Annotated in this window: 18 protein-coding genes; 8 read left to right on the plus strand and 10 right to left on the minus strand. The window is 75.6% G+C overall.

Annotated features, from left to right (window positions below):
• The first annotated feature begins 165 nt into the window (after positions 1-165).
• Positions 166-816: a VanZ family protein gene (locus OO57_RS13170; protein ID WP_324606779.1), complete on the plus strand. Its 651-nt coding sequence runs from the start codon at positions 166-168 to the stop codon at positions 814-816.
• A 100-nt stretch (positions 817-916) separates the two neighbouring features.
• Here OO57_RS13170 and OO57_RS13175 read toward each other — a convergent pair whose 3' ends face one another.
• From OO57_RS13175 to OO57_RS43790, 5 genes are all read right to left on the minus strand, one after another.
• The gene (locus tag OO57_RS13175) at positions 917-1,819 is read right to left on the minus strand and encodes a class I SAM-dependent methyltransferase (RefSeq protein ID WP_033252586.1); all 903 of its coding nucleotides are present in this window, start codon (positions 1,817-1,819) and stop codon (positions 917-919) included.
• A gap of 97 nt (positions 1,820-1,916) precedes the next feature.
• Positions 1,917-2,495, minus strand: a complete 579-nt coding sequence (locus OO57_RS13180) for an XRE family transcriptional regulator (RefSeq protein WP_199811255.1) — start codon at positions 2,493-2,495, stop codon at positions 1,917-1,919.
• Between the two features lie 50 nt (positions 2,496-2,545).
• Positions 2,546-2,698 carry a hypothetical protein gene (locus tag OO57_RS43785; RefSeq protein ID WP_158715109.1) on the minus strand — a complete coding sequence of 51 codons (153 nt, stop codon included), beginning with the start codon at positions 2,696-2,698 and terminating at the stop codon, positions 2,546-2,548.
• 23 nt (positions 2,699-2,721) lie between these two features.
• Positions 2,722-3,207, minus strand: a complete 486-nt coding sequence (locus OO57_RS13185) for a macro domain-containing protein (protein ID WP_033252588.1) — start codon at positions 3,205-3,207, stop codon at positions 2,722-2,724.
• 89 nt (positions 3,208-3,296) lie between these two features.
• Complete coding sequence (locus OO57_RS43790; protein WP_158715110.1) at positions 3,297-3,458, minus strand: hypothetical protein; 162 nt, start codon at positions 3,456-3,458, stop codon at positions 3,297-3,299.
• Between the two features lie 473 nt (positions 3,459-3,931).
• Between OO57_RS43790 and OO57_RS13190 the strand changes: the two genes are divergently transcribed.
• From OO57_RS13190 to OO57_RS13210, 5 genes are read left to right on the plus strand one after another with little or no spacing between them, the layout of a single operon-like run.
• A complete protein-coding gene (locus tag OO57_RS13190) occupies positions 3,932-4,357 on the plus strand; it encodes a DoxX-like family protein (RefSeq protein ID WP_199811256.1) in 426 nt (141 codons plus the stop codon).
• The gene (locus OO57_RS13195) at positions 4,354-5,346 is read left to right on the plus strand and encodes a class I SAM-dependent methyltransferase (RefSeq protein ID WP_106973978.1); all 993 of its coding nucleotides are present in this window, start codon (positions 4,354-4,356) and stop codon (positions 5,344-5,346) included. Before OO57_RS13190 ends, OO57_RS13195 begins: the two co-directional genes overlap by 4 nt.
• Positions 5,343-6,125: a DUF2071 domain-containing protein gene (locus OO57_RS13200; RefSeq protein WP_033252589.1), complete on the plus strand. Its 783-nt coding sequence runs from the start codon at positions 5,343-5,345 to the stop codon at positions 6,123-6,125. The genes OO57_RS13195 and OO57_RS13200 overlap by 4 nt, the downstream gene beginning before the upstream one ends.
• Entirely contained in the window at positions 6,122-7,057 is a 936-nt protein-coding gene (locus OO57_RS13205) for a class I SAM-dependent methyltransferase (RefSeq protein ID WP_063737551.1), read from the plus strand. The genes OO57_RS13200 and OO57_RS13205 overlap by 4 nt, the downstream gene beginning before the upstream one ends.
• Complete coding sequence (locus OO57_RS13210; RefSeq protein WP_033252590.1) at positions 7,054-7,482, plus strand: hypothetical protein; 429 nt, start codon at positions 7,054-7,056, stop codon at positions 7,480-7,482. Before OO57_RS13205 ends, OO57_RS13210 begins: the two co-directional genes overlap by 4 nt.
• A gap of 66 nt (positions 7,483-7,548) precedes the next feature.
• On the opposite strand, the gene OO57_RS13215 is transcribed toward OO57_RS13210, so the two are convergent.
• A complete protein-coding gene (locus OO57_RS13215) occupies positions 7,549-9,723 on the minus strand; it encodes a TerD family protein (protein WP_033252591.1) in 2,175 nt (724 codons plus the stop codon).
• A gap of 117 nt (positions 9,724-9,840) precedes the next feature.
• A complete protein-coding gene (locus tag OO57_RS13220) occupies positions 9,841-10,341 on the minus strand; it encodes a MarR family winged helix-turn-helix transcriptional regulator (RefSeq protein WP_033252592.1) in 501 nt (166 codons plus the stop codon).
• 192 nt (positions 10,342-10,533) lie between these two features.
• On the opposite strand from OO57_RS13220, the gene OO57_RS13225 reads away from it, so the two are divergent.
• Together OO57_RS13225 and OO57_RS13230 are read left to right on the plus strand one after the other, a co-directional pair.
• Positions 10,534-11,376, plus strand: coding sequence for an SDR family oxidoreductase (locus OO57_RS13225; RefSeq protein WP_033252593.1), 843 nt, complete (start codon positions 10,534-10,536; stop codon positions 11,374-11,376).
• Positions 11,377-11,508: 132 nt separating this feature from the next.
• Positions 11,509-12,561, plus strand: a complete 1,053-nt coding sequence (locus OO57_RS13230) for a VanZ family protein (RefSeq protein ID WP_033252594.1) — start codon at positions 11,509-11,511, stop codon at positions 12,559-12,561.
• Between the two features lie 7 nt (positions 12,562-12,568).
• Here OO57_RS13230 and OO57_RS13235 read toward each other — a convergent pair whose 3' ends face one another.
• From OO57_RS13235 to OO57_RS13245, 3 genes are read right to left on the minus strand one after another with little or no spacing between them, the layout of a single operon-like run.
• Positions 12,569-13,567, minus strand: a complete 999-nt coding sequence (locus OO57_RS13235; protein ID WP_033252595.1) for a TIGR03842 family LLM class F420-dependent oxidoreductase — start codon at positions 13,565-13,567, stop codon at positions 12,569-12,571.
• Positions 13,568-13,595: 28 nt separating this feature from the next.
• Positions 13,596-14,984, minus strand: coding sequence for a dihydropyrimidinase (gene hydA, locus OO57_RS13240; RefSeq protein WP_033252596.1), 1,389 nt, complete (start codon positions 14,982-14,984; stop codon positions 13,596-13,598).
• A gap of 5 nt (positions 14,985-14,989) precedes the next feature.
• Positions 14,990-15,832 carry a nitrilase-related carbon-nitrogen hydrolase gene (locus OO57_RS13245; RefSeq protein ID WP_033252597.1) on the minus strand — a complete coding sequence of 281 codons (843 nt, stop codon included), beginning with the start codon at positions 15,830-15,832 and terminating at the stop codon, positions 14,990-14,992.
• Between the last annotated feature and the right edge of the window lie 3 nt (positions 15,833-15,835).

Consider the following 15,835-nt stretch of genomic DNA (forward strand, 5'->3'; position numbering starts at 1 on the left):
GTCTCCCCCACCGGCGCCCCGCGGAACCGACCGGCCACGCGGACGCCGGAGCCGCCCGGTATGGAGCCGCCCGGTATGGAGCCGCCGTCACCGGGTAACCGGCGCAGGCACGGAACCGGGTGGAGCGGGGATCGGACGCGCGCGGGGAAGAGGAGGGCCGGGACGATGGGCAGCGGACGGACGACGGCGGCCGGGCAGGGCACGCCGGAGCGGGCGGACGGGAGCGCCTCCCCGTGGCACTGGCGGCACTGGAAACACCGGATGACCCGCCGGGCCGACACCACCGGCACTACCGGCACCCCCGACACCACCGGCGCCACCGACCCGCGGGCGGAGCGGCGGGGGCGGCCGTTCCTGCACCGCCCCGGGCCGCTGTCCGCCGCCGTCCGGTGGCTGGTGCTGCTGGTCGGGCTGGTGCTGACCGTGGTGTTCGCGGTCGGGCTGGCCCGGGCGACGCTGGTGCCGGAACCCGCCGCGCAGCACCTGGTGCACCCCAACTTCCACCTCGGCTCCTCGCTCCGCGCCTACCTGGACCAGCCGGCCGTCCGGGCCGCGGCGCAGCAGGTCGGCGGGAACGTCCTGCTGGGCATGCCGTTCGGCGTGCTGCTGCCGGTGCTGTTCCCCCGGCTGCGCAGCGTCCTGGCCGCGACGGCGCTGACCGCGCTGGTGATGGTCACGGTCGAGGCGGCGCAGGGCCTCCTGGTGGAGGGCCGGGCGTTCGACGTGGACGACGTGCTGCTCAACACCCTCGGCGCCCTGCTCGCCCACCTGCTGCTGGGCCGCCGGATCGGCCGGGCGCTGTACGAACGGCCCTGATCCCGGCGCGACGGGCCGCTCCGCGGCGGGCGGCTCCGCGGCGGGCGGCTCCGCGGCGGGCGGGCCTCAGCGGCGGACGGCCCAGCGACAGACGGGCCGCTCAGCGGCGGGCGGCCCAGACCTGGCGTTCGGTGCGCACCGCGAGGTCGGGCCGCCGGGCGACGCTGTCGGGGCCGTCGGCGTCGAGCAGGCGGTCCAGGGCGGCGAGGTCGGCGGGGTCGAGGAGTTCGGCGACGGCGGTGCGGATCCGGCGCAGGGTGGCCAGGGCGTAGCGGCCGACGGAGGGGTGCTCGGTGGCGGCGATGTCGACGGTGACGGTGCGCTCGCCGGTGACGGTGAGGCCCGCGGCGGTCAGCACCGGCCCCCAGTCGGCGCCGCGGTGGGGCACGTGCTCGGCGTGCAGGTGGTCGGTCGCGGCGTGGCAGCGCTCCTCCAGACCGGGGCGCTCGGCGGGGGCGTCGGACGGCAGGAAGCGCGGGAAGCCGGCCAGTTCGACCAGGGCGAGCAGGCCGTCCGGGCCGAGGAGCCCGCGGACCTTGCGCAGGGCCTGCCCGGGGTCGGCCAGGTGGTGCACGGAGGCGGAGGCCCACACCAGGTCGGGGGTGCCGAGGTCGGGCCAGTCGGCGGCGTCCAGGTCGGCCTGCACGGTGGTGACCCGGCCGTCGAGGCCCAGGGCCCGGGCCTTCTCGCGCAGGCGCAGCAGGTGCCCGGGCGAGGCGTCGACGGCGGTGACCCGGGCGTCGGGGAAGCGGCGCAGCAGGGCGAAGGTGCCCGCGCCGGTGCCCGCGCCGAGGTCGACGATCCGCTGCGGTGCACGCTCCAGGGGCAGCCAGTCGGTGAGCGCGGCGAGGTGTTCGGCGAGCACCTCGGCGTCCAGGTCGAGGACCTCGGCCTGGGCCGCGTCGTCCTCGGCCGAGTGCGAGTGCGAGTGCGCGTGCGCGTGCGTGTGGGCGTGCTGGTGCTGGTGGGTGTGGGTGTGGGCGTGGGTGTGCGGGTGGCTCATGGGGTCACCGTACGGCGGCCATGCGCCTGGAGCACGCTCCCTCCCGGAAAGCGCAAGGGGTTGCCCTTCCCGCATGCCGCAGGCGCAAACCCTCCCGTCAGCACTCGCGCCGGCCCGGGTCGGGCCGGTGGCCGCGGCGGGCGGCGCGGTCGAAGATGCCGAGCACCTCGCACGGGCCGCCCTCCGCGCCGATGGCGTGCGGCATCATCGTGGGGAACTCGGCGGCCTGGTGGGTGGTGAGGCGGATCCGGCGGTGGCCGAGCAGCAGGACGGCGGTGCCGGAGAGCACGACCAGCCACTCCCGCCCGGGGTGGGCGCGCATCCGGGCCGGGTTGTCGGGCGGCGGCTCGGTCATCCGCTGGCGCACCACGCTGATCCCGGGGTCGCCCTTGACCGGCCAGCGCATGGTGCCGTGCTGGGCGTCGACCGTCGGGGTGATCACCACGTCCTCGGCCGCGGTCTCCACGAGCTGGTCCAGGGTGGTGTCCAAGGCCCGTGCCAGCGTGACGAGTTGGTCGAGCGCGAGGCGGCGCTGCCCGTTCTCGATCCGGCTCAGCGAGGACTGGCTGAGGTTGGCCCGCGCCGCCAGCTCCTCCAGCGACCAGCCCTGCGCGAGCCGCAGCGCCCTGATCCGCTTGCGGACCAGCCCGTCCAGGTCAGCGGCGTCTTCCGTCATACCCGGCATGGTAGGCGGCAGGCGGCAGACGGTGGGCTGCGGGCGGACGCTCAGCGGCGGCGGTCGAGCAGGTGCCGCACGTCCGGCGTGCGCGAGCCCGACCCGCGCAGCACGATCTCCGCACACATCAGCAGTCCCAGCACGGTCAGCACCAGCAGGCCCACCACCGGCACGCCCTCCGGGTGCGGCAGCGCGATCGGCATCCGCCCACCTCCCGGGAGGGATCCTACGGTCCGTGGTCGTAGACCGTGACGGGCACGTCCTGGTCGGTGAGCCGGGCGGTGACCAGGGGTTCGACGCGCTCCCACTTGCCGCCGGCCAGGCCGCAGCCGATCCGGGGCATGTGGACGGAGGCACCCAGCCGCAGCGCCTCGGGGGCGAGCTTGGCGAGCGCGGCGTCGATCGCCTCGTAGCGGACGGGGACGCCGGTGGAGCGGCCGGTGCGGATGCCGCGCTGGCCGACCAGGTTGGCGACCCACAACTGCGGGGTGACCTGGACCAGTTGGAGGGCGCCGAGGCCGAAGTCGTTGGTGGCGCGCTCCCGGTGCCAGCGGCGGAAGGCGGCCTCGGGTTCGGGCCAGCGGCGGGAGAGGGCGAGGACGAAACCGCGGCCCCAGCCGCCGAGGTCGTTGCAGACGTGGGCGATGATCCGGGGGCCCTTGCCCCCGGGGGCGGTGGCGTCGCCGCGCAGATAGGTGATCGTTTCGGCCATCCCGGCATCCTGGCAGCCGCCACCGACAGGCCGGTGCCGCCCGGCCGCCCCGAGGAGGGAGGCGTCCGGGCGGCAACGGTGGCGGCGCGTCAGTGCGCCGCCGGGTGGGGCTGCGCCGTACCCGCGGCGGTGCAGGGGAGCCCCAGGCGGGAGGGGTGCGCGGCGTCGCGGTGGATCCTGCGGGTGACGGGCCGTCCGACCGGGAGGTGGAAGGCGTCGGCGGCGCGGTGGACGCCGTCGCGCATCGGCACCCGCAGGTCCTTGCGGACGGCGAGAGCCGGAGCGTCCCCGCGAAAGGGGCGCCCCGGCTCGACGTCGTGGGCGAGGAAGGCGGACGGGCTGGTTTCTTGGGAGGAAAGGGAGAAGGAAGCCCGTCCATGGCCTCGCCGGAGCGCCCCCGCGAAGGGGTGCCCCGCGGGCGAGGAAGGCGGACGGGCTGTGAGTTCGTCAGGAGTACGAAGAAGGAGAAGGAAGCCCGTCCATGGCCTCGCCCGCCCCGCACGCTAGCACCCGCCCCCGCCTCGGGGCACCCGATTTCCCGGCCCGGCCGCCCGACCGCCCGGCGGCATCCCGGGCGGCGCACGCGAAGGGGCGGACCGGGGCCGACACCCCACATTGAACGCGTTCAAAATTTGCGGCATGATCGGCACCGTCGGACCCGGGGGGAGAACGGGGCCCGCACCGCCGTGCCCTGCCCAGGGCATCCACTAGGAAAGGGGGGACCGTGGTAGACATCGGCAGAACTCGCCTGCCGGCCCTCGCGGTCGCGTTGATGTGGTGGTACGAGGGCTTCTGGTGCAAGGTCTTCCCCGGACGGGCGGACCAGCGCGCCATCGTGGAGGGGCTGCCCCTGCTGTCGGCCGGCGCGGCGGGCGCGCTGCTGGTCGCCATCGGCCTCGCCGAGGTCGCGCTCGGTGCGTGGGTCCTGCTGGGGCACCGCCCGTACGCCGCCGCGGTCGTGCAGACGGTCCTGGTCGTCGGCTTCAACTCCGGCGGCCTGCTCGTCGGCGCGCAGCACATCCCCGAGCCCGGCCGGCTGGTGGTCCAGGACCTCGGCTTCCTCGCGCTGATCTGGCTCGTCGCCGCCCGCCGCCCCACCGGCAGCGCACTGCGGGGCAGCGGCCCCGCCCGGGAGGTCCGGGCCCGATGACCCCCACCTCCCCCACCTCCCCGCCCCGCCGGACCGCGGCCGCACCGCGGACGCCGGACCCCGTCGCCGGTACGCCGTGGCAGCAGGGCCGACTGCTCGCCGGACCCGCCCGCCGCCCCCGGGTGCTCTTCGGCCGCATGTACGAGGACCCGGCCGTGGAACTCGCCGCCTTCCCGCCGCCCGGCGCCCGGGTGCTGTGCATCGCGTCCGCCGGGGACACCGCGGCCGCGCTCGCCGCGGCCGGGTACGAGGTCACCGCCATCGACCTGAACCCGGCCCAGCTCGCCTACGCCAGGGCCCGGCTGGAGGACGGCGCGCCCGCCGCAACCGGCTCGGCCGAACGGCTGACCGGCCTGGGCCGCGCCGCCGCAGCGGCCCTGCTGCCCGCCTGGCGGCCCGCCGCCGTCGCCGACTTCCTGCGCCTCGACGACCCGGGCGAGCAGCGGCGCCGCTGGACGGACGGGTTCGACGGCCCGGGGCTGCGGCTGCTGGCCGCCGCCGCCCTGCGGCCCGCCGGGGCGCTCGCCGCCGTCCTGCACCCGGGCTTCCGGTCCGCGCTCCCGCGCGGCTTCGACGAGGTGCTGCTGCGGAGGATCGCCCGGACCGTCGCCCGGCATCCCAACGCCGCCAACGACTGGGCCTGGCGGCTGCTGCTCGGCCGCGAACGCCCCGGCGCGGCCCCCGCCGCCACCGGCCCCGGGCGGGTGCGGCTGCTGCGGGGCGAGGTCGTCGAGCACCTGGAGCGGTGCACCGCCGGGAGCTACGACGCGGTGACGCTCTCCAACGTGGTCGACGGGCCCGGCCCGCGCTTCGCCCGGCGGCTGCGCGCCGCCGTCGAGCACGCGGTGCGCCCGGGCGGGACGGCGGTGGTGCGCAGCCTGCGCGAACCGGGACCGGGCGGGGCCGGACGCGCCGCCGAGGACCGGTCGATGATCTGGGGCGTGGTGCGGGTCGTCCGCACCGGGACGGACGGAACGAGGACCCGATGAAGTACCTGTTGCAGCGCCACCCCGTCCCGATCCGGACCCGCTTCGCCCACTCGCTGGTTCTCACCTACGCCCTGCCGCCGGAGGTCCTGGAGCCGCTCCTGCCGCCGGGGCTCACCCTCGACACCTACACCGACCCCTCCGGCACCGAGCACGGGTTCGTCGCCGCGGCCCTGGTGGACACCCGGGACCTGCGGCCCGCCTTCCTGCCCGCCGGTCTCGGCGCCGACCTGCTCCTCACCGGGTACCGGATCTTCACCCGCTTCCCCACGCCCGGGGGCCGGTCCATCCGCGGCCTGAAGATCCTCCGCAGTGACACCGACAGCCGCGTCATGGCCCTCGGCGGCAACCTGCTCACCCGCTACCACTACCGGCTCGCCCGGATCGGCAGCCGGGTCGTCGGCGACGCCCTGGAGTTCCGGGTCCTCAGCCGCGACGGCCGGGCCGACCTGCACGTGCGGGCCGACCTCGCGGGCGCCCCCGCGGGCCTGCCCGACGGCAGCCCGTTCGCCTGCGCCAAGGACGCCCGGCGCTTCGCCGGCCCGCTGCCCTACACCTTCGAGCACGAGCCGCAGACCCGGTCGGTGATCGTGGTCAAGGCCACCCGCACGCACTGGGAGCCGACCCCGGTGGCCGTCGAACTGCCGACCCCGCCCACCTTCTTCGCCCACGGCCCCTTCGCCGGGACGGCGCCCGTGCTCGCCAACGCCTTCCACGTCGCCGACCTCGACTACGGCTGGGAGGCCGGCCGGCGCCGCGCCGAGGACGGGGCCGAACGATGAGGCGGCCCCCGACGGCTCCGCGGACCACCGGCGCGACCGGGAACAGCGACGCGGCCAGGAGCACCGGCGCGGCCCGGAGCACCGGCGCGGCCGGAAACAGCGACGCGGCCCCGGAGGAGCCGGTCCGCTTCTCCGGGGTGCGGGAGGTCGTCCGCTACAACTGGCCCCTGTACGCGGCGGGCTGCCTCGCCGCCGGAGCGGGCCTCGCGCTCTCGTACCGGCTCCCCCGGCCCGCCGCCGCCCTCGCCCGGGCGGGCGCGGTCGCGGCCGCCGCCCTGCTGGCGAGCAGCACGGCCGCCACCTGGTGGGTCTACGACCGCTCGGAACTGCGCACCTTCGACTGGCTGGCGGAGTTGCTGCCGGGCGGCCCGGGCGAGCACCTGGTGCTCTCCTCCGGCCTCGACGAGGCCAGTCGGCCGGTGGCGGCCCGCTGGCCGCGGCACGCCCAGACCGTGGTGGACCTCTACGACCCCGCCCTGATGACCGAGGGCTCGATCCGCCGGGCCCGCCGCCACGTACCGCCCGCCCCGCGCACCCTCCCCGGACGGCACGACCACCTGCCCGCGGCGACCGGCTCGACCGACACCGTCCTCGCCGTCTTCGCCGCCCACGAGCTGCGCCGGACGGACGACCGGCACGCGCTCTTCGCCGAGTGCGCCCGCGTCCTGCGCCCCGGCGGCCGCCTCGTCCTGGTCGAGCACCTGCGGGACGCCGCCAACACCGCGCTCTACGGCCCCGGCGCCCAGCACTTCTTCCCCCGGCGGGCCTGGCTGCGGGCCGGGGCCGCGGCGGGCCTGCACCTCGTCGCGGAGCGTCGGATCGGCGGCCTGGTCACCGCCTTCACCTTCGCCTCCCCGCCCGCCGCCCCACCCGACGCCCCGCCCGACGCCCCGCCCACCACCGCCTCGACCGGAAAGCGCCTCGCACCGTGACCCACCTGCTCACCCTGGAAGGCCAACTGCGCCTGGTCGGCGCGGCCCTGATCGCGATGGGCGCGCTGCACGTCGTCCTGCCGCGGTTCATCGGCTGGCCGTCCGACCTGGCCGGCACCACCCTGCTGACCCGCCAGGTCTCCTACGTGCACCTCTTCTTCATCGCCCTGACCTGCGTCCTGCTCGGCCTGCTGCCGCTGCTGCTCGCCCCGGACCTGCTCGCCGGAGGGCGGCTCGGCACCGTCCTGCTGGCCGCGCAGACGCTCTTCTGGGGCCTGCGCTGGATCTTCGAGTTCGCGGTGTTCTCCCCGGAGCTGTGGCGCGGCGACCGGCTGCGGACCGCCGCCCACGTCGCGCTGTCGGTGCTGTGGACCTGGGTGACGGCCGTCTTCACCTGCGCGCTGGTGGTGGCGCTCCGCGGCTGAGCGCCGCGGCGGGCCCCGCCCGGGACCGTGCTCTCCCGGGCCCCGGGCTCCGGACCTCCCCGGTCCTCAGGCCGGGACCAGTTCGTGCAGGTTCTCCGGGGTGATCACCCGGGAGCCCTCCGGCAGGCCGTCGGGGCGGGCCAGGCCCAGGTAGGTGACCGGGCCGTCGGGGGCGGGGCCGTCCCAGGGCAGCAGGTGCGCGCCGTTCGCGACCATCAGGCCGACCAGGTGGCGGACCGTCAGGTGCTGCCGCCGGAGGCCGGCCCGCAGCAGGTCGGCGACGGTGGCCCGGTTGGTCTCGACCCGGTTGGCGTGCGGGGTGCCGCGCAGGTGGAGGTGCAGCCAGCGGGCGTACCACCGGCCGTCGTCGCGGCGTTCGAAGACCAGCGGGAGGGCGACCCGCCCGGAGCCGCGCAGCTCGGACTTGGCCCGCACGGTGCGCGGTTCGAAGGGCAGGCCGTGCTGCTCCTCCTCGCGCAGCATCCAGCCGAAGAAGGACTCCTCGACCTCCTGGAAGCCCTCGCCCGCGTACACGTTGACCTGCGGGACGATGTACGTGCCGGGCACCTCCGAGAGCCGCAGGTTGATGAACTCCGAGGCGCCGTCGGGTGCTTCGACGACGTCGCCGGAGTGCTCGCCCGCGACGGAGCTGAGCTGGGTGTACGACAGCCAGGTCGGATTGTCGTACGAGGCGTCGAGCATCAGTGCGGACAGGTCGAAGTCGGTGGTGCGCTCCCGCTGCTTCCAGTACACGAAGAAGCGCAGCAGTTCGCCGCGGACGGGCTGGACCGAGCCGCGCGGCAGCACGCCGATCCCGGCGGCGCTCGCGTTGCCGCTGAGCGGGAGGGCGACGTCGAGGATCTCGGGGTCGACCAGCAGGGGCGGCGGGTCGGCGGGCAGGCGGCGGGCGGTCTCGGCGTCCAGCGCGGCGGCCAGGCGTTCGCGTCCGGCGGCGGGCAGCGGCGGGCGCAGGTCGTCGGTGACGTGGCTGCGGGCGTCCCGGTTGACGAAGACGCGCCGGTCGCCGCCGGTCCGTTCCCGGTTCTCCAGGTGCTCGCGCAGCGAGAGCAGCAGGCGGCCGGACGCGGCGGGCAGGGCGCGTTCGGCGGCGGTGAGGACGGCGGCCCGGTCCGGTTCGGTGGCGGCGGCGCGCAGCAGCCGGTCGAAGGCGCGCAGCAGCTTGCCGGGGGCGGCGGCGGCCAGCAGGTCGGCGGCGGTGCCGGGTTCTCCGGCGGCGAGGAGTTCGTCGACCCGGCCGTCCAGGCCGCGGACGCGCTGCTCGCCGCGGGCGACCGCGAACACCTGGGCGGCGTGCGGCCACCTGGGGTGTTCGTGCGGGTGCAGGCGTTCGCCGAGGCGCTTGAACCGCTCGCGGTGGCGCAGCACGTCGGCGAGCTTGCCGGGCGCGGCGGCGACCACCTCGTCCAGTGCGGCCAGCAGGACGCGGCGGGCCGGGCGCGGCAGCGGGCCGAACCTGGTCGGGGCGGCGAGCGTGACGTCGCCGTCGAAGAGCGCGCAGGCGGTGCGCAGCACGTCGGTGACGGTGTCCGCGAGCAGGCCGGAACCGGCTTGCAGGCGGGCGGCGTTGACGGTGGCCCGGTTCTCCCGGACGGGTATCGCGGCGGGCTGCGGGCCGTCGGCGCAGTGCCGGGCGAGGGCCGCGAGGTCGCGCAGGCCCTCCTCGCCGAGCGGGGTGGTGCTGCCCGCGAGCGCCAGGTAGAGCGCCTCGGCCTCCTGCTCGGGGGTGCCGCCGAGGTGCAGCACCGTGACCCGGTCGCCCGCCCCGGCGACGAGTTCGTCGTGCGCGGACAGCAGGTCCTCGTGGTCGTGCCGGTAGGTGCCGTAGCCGGGCAGCGCCAGCAGGTCGATCCCGGAGCCGCTGTCCAGGTCGGCGGCGCTCCTGCCCGTCTGCAGGGCCTCGACCAGCAGGCCGAACCAGAACTCCGCGGTGTCCGGCACGTTGTGCGGGAAGTCCACGAAGTACGCGTTGTGCCGCACGTGGTCGCCGACCAGCTCCCGGACGGCCGCCAGCCCGGCCGCGGCCGCCTCCGCGACCTGCGGTTCCGGCAGCGCGGACAGCCGCGCCAGCAGTTCCCCGGAGAGCTTGAACCCGGCCGACATCAGCGCGGCGTCGAACTGCCGTGCCCGCACGGCGCCTTGACCGTCGGCCCCCGGCTCCTGGACCGGAACGGGCAGGCGGTGGGTACGGCGGACGACCAGGGCGAGGAGATCACGGGACATGCGTCGCATGCTCGCAGACCCCCTCCCCCGCCCGCACCCGGGTTTCCCCGCCCCGGGCCCGCGCCGCCCCCTCGGCCCGCGCCGCCCTCCTAGCCCGACGGACGCCGCGCCGCCCCCTCAGCCCGTGCCGTCGCGGCGCCGGTCCTTCAGGCGGTCCAGGGAGTCGACGTACTTGAGCATCAGCCGGGCGAACTCCAGGCGTTCGGTGTCGGCCCAGTCGGCGGTGATGTACTCGAACGCGGAACGCTGGTGGCGGCGGAAGCGGGCCATCAGTTCGGCGCCCCGGGGGCTGAGGTGCAGGACGGTGCGGCGGCCGTCGTGCTGGGAGGCGGCGCGGAGCAGGTAGCCGGCCTTGATGTTGTCGGTGACCATCCGGCTGGCGACGGAGGGGTCGACGGCGAGGAGTTCGGCGATCGCTCCGACGGTGACCTCGGCCTCGGCGTCGCGGGTGTGCTCCAGGACGAGGTTGAGCACCAGGGTGCGGCTGAGGTCCTTGGCGGAGATGGGGTGCTCGACGTCCAGCAGCGAGGTGCGGCGCAGTTTGCCGAAGGCGGGGCCGACGGCGTCCAGCAGCTCGTCGGCCGTGGGGTGCGGCCAGTGGGCGTCGTTCTTCGTCATGCGCCCATGGTAGGTGCATGTCGGCGCACAAAAACATGTTGCTCGACAATTGCATGCATGACAGCATGCATGTGCACGGTCGAACAGACCCGTGCCGCACAGCACAACACAGCACCGCGCTGCGCCACGCCGCGCCGCACCACGCCGCATCCTGCTGTGCGATCCGACAACCATCGACCCACGGGGGTTCCCATGACCGTTCTCGTCACCGGCGCACGCGGCCGGGTCGGCCGCGCCGTCCTCGACCGGCTGCACGCCGAGGGCCTGCCGGTGCGCGCCGCCAGCGCCCGTCCCGACCGGTTCGCCGCCCCGGAGGGGGTGCCGGTCGTCGAGCTGGTGCTGAACCGGCCCGACACCTTCCGGGCCGCGCTGGAGGGCGTCCGCCAGGTGTTCCTGTACCCGGATCCCGCGGGCGCCGAGGCGTTCGTCGCGGCCGCGGAGGCGGTGGGCGTGGAGCACGTGGTGCTGCTGTCCTCCGCCTCGGTGCTGGCGCCCGACGCGGAGAGCGACCCGCTGGGTGCGCACAACCTGGCGGTCGAGCGCGCCCTCGCCGCCTTCGGCCTGGGCGCCACCCTGCTGCGGGCGGACGCCTTCGCCAGCAACGCGCTCGGCTGGGCCCGGCCGATCGGCGCCGGGCTGCCCGTCGAACTGCCTTACCCGGAGGCGCACTTGGCGCCGATCCACCCGGCGGACATCGCCGATGTCGCGGTCTCCGCGCTGACCGGCGGCGAGCCGCGCGGCCGGGCCGTCACGCTCACCGGCGGCCAGTCGCTGACCCTGCGCGCGCAGGTCGGCGTGCTGGCCGGGGTGCTGGGCCGGGAGGTCGCGGTCGAGACGATCAGCCGGGCCGAGGCGGAGCGCCAGATGTCCCGCTTCATGCCCGCCCCGCTGGTCGGCTCGCTGCTGTCCTTCTGGTCCGCCGCCACCGCCGGGCCCGCCGCCGTCGGCGACACCACCCGCAGCCTGCTCGGCGCCCCGGAGCGCACCTTCCACCAGTGGGCGGTCGAGAACGCGGCCGCCTTCGCCGGTAACTGACGAATCGTCACTTTCGTTCCCCCGCCGCACGGATGGCGGTTTGCCGTCGCCCCGCGGCCGGTCGTACGCTGACGGCCGCCCGCGGGGGCCCGGGCCTCCGGCGCCGCCACCGCCGCTCCTTCCGGAGGGTCGATGCTCGAAGTCTCGTTGTCCGCCGCGCCGTTGCTGTTCCCCGCCTTCGCCGTGCTGGGGGTGCTGTTCGGGGTGGCGGCGTTCCTGCTGGCCCGGCGGCGGGGGCGGCCGCCGCTCGGACCGGTGCTGTGGGCCGTGGCGCTGGCGGGCGAGTCGGCGGCGACGCTGACGCCGACCACCAGCGGGTCCTTCGGGCGTCCGAGCTGCGTCTTCGACCCGGGGGGCTGGGAGGTCGCGCACGGCTTGCAGGGGGCGCTGAACCTGGCCCTGTACGTGCCGCTCGCGGCGCTCGGGGTGTGGGTGTTCCGGCGGCCGCTGTCGGTGGCGGCCGGGTGCGTGCTGCTCTCCGCGGGGACGGAGCTGGTGCAGACCGCGCTGCGGACGGGCCGTTCCTGCGACGTCGCGGACCTGCTCGACAACTCCTCGGGGGCGCTGCTGGGCACCGCCGCGGCCGTGGCCGCACTGGCCTGGGCGGGGCGTCGACCGCCCGCCTCCCGCCGGGACGCGCTGGGTGCGCTGGGCACCGCGGGCGGCGGCCTGGCGGCCGTCGCGCTGGTGGTGTGGCTGTACGTCCCGCTGTACGGCCCGTCGGGCCACCCGCCGCCGCGCCCGGACCTCACGGACGTCGGCGTCCCGGCGCAGCGCCTGATGGTGGGCCTGTTCGGCCCGGGCGACCGGCTGGAGCGGACTTCGCTGACGACCGACACCGCGCGCTCGGCCTTCCCGCTGACCGAGGCGGTCACCGACCGGGGCCGGTTCCGGTTCGAGGCGTGGTCCGGCCTGCTGGTCTCCGTCGAGTTCACCGCCCCGGAGGCGGCCGCCTCTCCCCCACGGCCGGAGGACGAAGTCCTCTACACCGGAACGCAGTTCGCGAGGACCTGGTTCCCCGACCTGGCCCCCGGCGACGCCCGCCCCACCGTCGCCGCCCCGGGCCCGGACGGGGCCCGGCTGCTCACCTTCCGGCCGCCGGACGCGTCCGGCACCCGGCTGCTGGAGGTGACCGTCTCCGCCTCCGGCCGGGTGCTGTCCGCCACCGCCTCCCGCCCGCGCTGACGGCCGCTCAGGCCAGCGCCGGGATGACCTCCGCCCCGTACGCGTCGATGACGGCCTCCCGGGCGTCGTGCATCGCGTAGACCGCGAACTGGTCGACGCCCAGCTCCCGCAGCACGCGCAGCTTCTCGACGTGGGCGGCGGCGGGGCCGAGCAGGCAGAAGCGGTCGACGATGCCGTCGGGGACGAAGTCGGTGGAGGGGTTCCCGGCGCGGCCGTGGTGGCTGTAGTCGTAGCCGTGGCGGTCCTTGACGTAGTCGGTCAGCTCGTCGGGGACCAGGCCGGAGTGCTCGCCGTAGCGCGACACCAGGTCGGCGACGTGGTTGCCGACCATGCCGCCGAACCAGCGGCACTGCTCGCGGGCGTGGTCGAGGTCGTCGCCGACGTAGGCGGGGGCGGCGACGCAGACGGTGACGGCGGCGGGGTCGCGCCCGGCTTCCTCGGCGGCCCGGCGGACGGCCTTGACCATCCACTCGGTGAGGTACGGGTCGGCGAGCTGGAGGATGAACCCGTCGGCCTTCCGCCCGGCGAGGGCGAGCGCCTTCGGGCCGTACGCGGCCATCCAGACCGGCAGCTTCCCGTCCTTCACCCAGGGGATGCGGATCGGGTTGCCGTCGACCTCGGCCTCCCGCCCCTCGGCGAGGTCGCGGATGGCGTCGATGGCGGCGCCGAGCCGGGCGAGGGTGTTGGGGCGGCGCCCGGCGACCCGCATCGCGGAGTCACCGCGGCCGATGCCGCAGACCGTCCGGTTGCCGTACATGTCGTTGAGGGTGGCGAAGGTGGAGGCGGTGACCTCCCAGGTGCGGGTGCCGGGGTTGGTGACCATCGGGCCGACCCGGAGGCGTTCGGTGTGCTCCAGGATGCGGCTGTGGATGACGAAGGGCTCCTGCCAGAGCACGGCGGAGTCGAAGGTCCAGCCGTGGCTGAACCCGGCCCGTTCGGCGCGGCGCATCAGTTCGACGACCTCGGCGGCCGGCGGGTCGGTCTGCAGGACGAGTCCGAAGTCCACTGCGGGGGCTCCTCGCGGAAGAGGGGTGTCAGAGGTACTGGCAGGCGGAGCGGGGCAGGAAGGCCCCGTGCCCGGGGCGGCCGAGGTAGTCGCCGCGGTCGAGCAGCACCTCGCCGCGGGAGAGCACGGTCTCGACCCGTCCGGTGACGGTGCGGCCCTCGTACGCCGAGTAGTCGACGTTCATGTGGTGGGTGGCGGCGGAGAGGGTCTGGACGGCGTGCGGGTCGTAGATGACCAGGTCGGCGTCGGAGCCGGGGGCGACGGTGCCCTTGCGCGGGTGGAGGCCGAACATCCGGGCGGGGGCGGTGCAGGCGAGCTCGATCCAGCGGCGGCGGCTGATCCGGCCCTCGACCACGGCCTGGTGGAGCAGGTCCATCCGGTGCTCGACGCCGGGCAGGCCGTTGGGGATCTTCGAGAAGTCGCCGAGCCCGAGTTCCTTCTGGCCCTTGAAGCAGAACGGGCAGTGGTCGGTGGAGACCACCTGGAGGTCGTCGGTGCGCAGGCCGCGCCAGAGCGCCGCCTGGTGCTCCTTCGGGCGCAGCGGGGTGGAGCAGACGTACTTGGCGCCCTCGAAGCCGGGTTCGGCGAGGTTGTCGGTGGACAGGAACAGGTACTGCGGGCAGGTCTCGCCGAAGACCGGCAGTCCGAGGTCGCGGGCGGCGGCGAGTTCGGCGAGCGCCTCGCGGGCGGAGACGTGCACGACGTACAGCGGCGCCCCGGCGACCCGGGCGAGCTGGATGGCGCGGTGGGTGGCCTCGGCCTCCAGCAGGGCCCGGCGCACCTCGCCGTGGTGCCGCGGGTCGGTCTCCCCCTTCGCCAGGGCCTGTTCGACCAGGACGTCGATGGCGGGGCCGTTCTCGGCGTGCACCATGGTGAGCGCGCCGACGTCGGCGGCCCGCTGCATGGCGCGCAGGATCTGGCCGTCGTCGGAGTAGAAGACGCCGGGGTAGGCCATGAACAGCTTGAACGAGGTGACGCCCTCGCCGACCAGTCCGGGCAGCTCGCGCAGCACCGGCTCGCTGACGTCCGAGACGATCATGTGGAAGGCGTAGTCGACCGCGCAGTTGCCGTCGGCCTTGGCGTGCCAGTCGTCGAGCCCGGCGCGCAGCGAGGAGCCGCGGGTCTGGACGGCGAAGTCGACGATCGTGGTGGTGCCGCCCCAGGCGGCGGCGCGGGTGCCGGTGGCGAAGGTGTCGGAGGCGCGGGTGCCGCCGAACGGCATCTCCATGTGGGTGTGCGCGTCGACGCCGCCGGGGACGACGTACCTCCCGCTCGCGTCGAACACCTGCTCCGCGGTCCAGTTCTGGCTGCCGTGCCGGGCGAGCGCGACGACCTTGCCGTCCTCGACCAGCACGTCGGCGGGCGTCTCCTCGGCGGCGGTGATCACCAGCCCGCCGGTGATCAGGGTCCGGGCCACCGCGCTCAGCCCTCGGTCAGCGGGCCGTAGGCGTCCGGGCGCCGGTCCCGGTAGAACGCCCACTGCTGGCGGACCTGGTCGATCAGGCCGAGGTCGAGGTCGCGGACGACGAGCTCCTCGCTCTTGTCGGAGGCGACCTCGCCGACGAACTGGCCGCGCGGGTCGACGAAGTAGCTGGTGCCGTAGAAGTCGTCGTCGCCGTACTCCTCGACGCCGACCCGGTTGATCGCGGCGACGAAGTACTCGTTGGCGACGGCCGCGGCGGGCTGCTCCAGCTGCCACAGGTACGCGGACAGGCCCCGGCTGGTCGCCGACGGGTTGTAGACGATCTCGGCCCCGGCCAGGCCCAGCGCCCGCCAGCCCTCCGGGAAGTGCCGGTCGTAGCAGATGTACACGCCGACCTTGCCGACCGCGGTGTCGAACACCGGCCAGCCGAGGTTGCCGGGCTTGAAGTAGTACTTCTCCCAGAAGCCGTGCACCTGCGGGATGTGGTGCTTGCGGTACTTGCCCAGGTAGCTGCCGTCGGCGTCGATCACGGCGGCGGTGTTGTAGTAGAAGCCCGGCCGCTCGATCTCGTACACCGGCGCGACCACCACGATCCCCAACTCCCGGGCCAGCGCCTGCATCCGGCGCACCGTCGGCCCGTCCGGGACGGGTTCGGCCCAGGCGTAGTGCTCGGGTTCCTGCACCTGGCAGAAGTACGGGGCGTTGAACACCTCCTGGAACCCGATGACCTGCGCACCCTGCGCGGCGGCGTCCCGCGCGGCGCGTTCGGCGGCGGCGAGCATGGTTTCCTTGTCGCCCGTCCACGCGGTCTGGAACAGGGCGGCCCTGACGACACGGCTCATGGC

This window comes from Kitasatospora phosalacinea (assembly GCF_000717185.1).
In the GTDB taxonomy this organism is placed as follows: domain Bacteria; phylum Actinomycetota; class Actinomycetes; order Streptomycetales; family Streptomycetaceae; genus Kitasatospora; species Kitasatospora phosalacinea_A.